We start from the raw sequence: 1,170 nt of genomic DNA on the forward strand, positions 1-1,170 counted from the left end.
TATATAGGTTGTGCATATCGATGATTTGAAATTAACAGTTTTGACACTACTAATTTACTAAAAATCAGCGATATGCGCAACTTTTTATACATCATTATTTAATGAATTTAATTCCGCCAACGGGTAACTCTTTTATTTCCGTCAACAGGTCGAAGAAAAGACAAATAAGAAAAGACCATTACCGGAGTCCGCCCTAACCATCACTGAAATTTGCTGCAAAAAAAATGAATTCGTAGTTTCTCGAAAGGCGGCGTCTTGTTTCGAGAAAGAGCCGGCTGGCTTTCTCGAAACTATCATCTCCTCTTTCTCGAAACTATGACCACCTTTTTCTGCCACTAGTCCAAGGCTGATTTCCCTAAAATTAGACCATTTTTTCCAAGACTTATCGGCAAACCAAGTTATAGTTCGCACTTTTCTAAAAGAAGGACTCCATTCTAGCCAGAAGGGATCATCTTTAACGTACAAAAACTTTGGAACGTCAAAACAATACTAAAATCGATAACTGAAGCAAGACAGTGGAAAACTTATACCAGAAATTTAAAAGATTTGTTCTCCCAACAATAATATTGAATTCTATACCACTATAAACCTACAAATCAGCAAAAAATATTGACTTCCTATACTTTTAAATATATATTATGATATACAAACATAAATAAGCTTTACTAAGTAATATATTTTATTATATTTGCCGAATTAATTAATAAATAAAGGAATGTTAGAAATTAAATTAACAGAAAATGGATTTGTCGCATCCAGAGAAATAAGTCCGGCAATGTTTAGACCTAATACATTAGTGAGTGTTCTTTGTGAACAACCGTATAATGGAAATTACAAGGATTTAGAAATTGCCACATGTAGCTATCTAAATTCTCTAATGCATAATAGGATTGAGGTAAAAACTGATTATGTAACTATTGATTTAAAAGATTTTCTAGACAATAGAGGGATCAGATTTATAAATTCTTTAACTTTCCAAGTACATTTATAGAAGTAGTCAAAAAGGATTCTATAAAGGCTTTATCTAATATTGAAGAGTATATTTAAGGTTCATCCGACAAATGCGTAGTTTTTATCATGTAGCGATAAAATTTTGAGTTCAAAAAACTTCTCATCCCGATATCCATACGCCTGTCTTTTCATTGTCTTGATTTTGTTGTTTATCCCTTC

The 1,170-nt window shown here is 31.9% G+C and carries 2 protein-coding genes; one reads left to right on the forward strand and one right to left on the reverse strand.

Annotated features, from left to right (window positions below; translation table 11 throughout):
* Window positions 1-715 precede the first annotated feature (715 nt).
* A complete protein-coding gene (locus tag NG821_RS12560) occupies window positions 716-991 on the forward strand; it encodes a hypothetical protein (protein WP_252761996.1) in 276 nt (91 codons plus the stop codon).
* 59 nt (window positions 992-1,050) lie between these two features.
* Here the strand turns inward: NG821_RS12560 and NG821_RS12565 are convergent, their stop codons facing one another.
* On the reverse strand, window positions 1,051-1,164 hold the full coding sequence (locus NG821_RS12565; RefSeq protein ID WP_394802071.1) for a transposase: 114 nt from the start codon (window positions 1,162-1,164) through the stop codon (window positions 1,051-1,053).
* Window positions 1,165-1,170: the final 6 nt, after the last annotated feature.

The sequence above is a fragment of the Segatella cerevisiae genome, from assembly GCF_024054555.1.
GTDB lineage: Bacteria > Bacteroidota > Bacteroidia > Bacteroidales > Bacteroidaceae > Prevotella > Prevotella cerevisiae.

Excerpts from the sequence above, each read along its gene's own strand:
- NG821_RS12560 (WP_252761996.1), top strand. The coding sequence starts at position 716 with ATGTTAGAAATTAAATTAACAGAAAATGGATTTGTCGCATCCAGAGAA.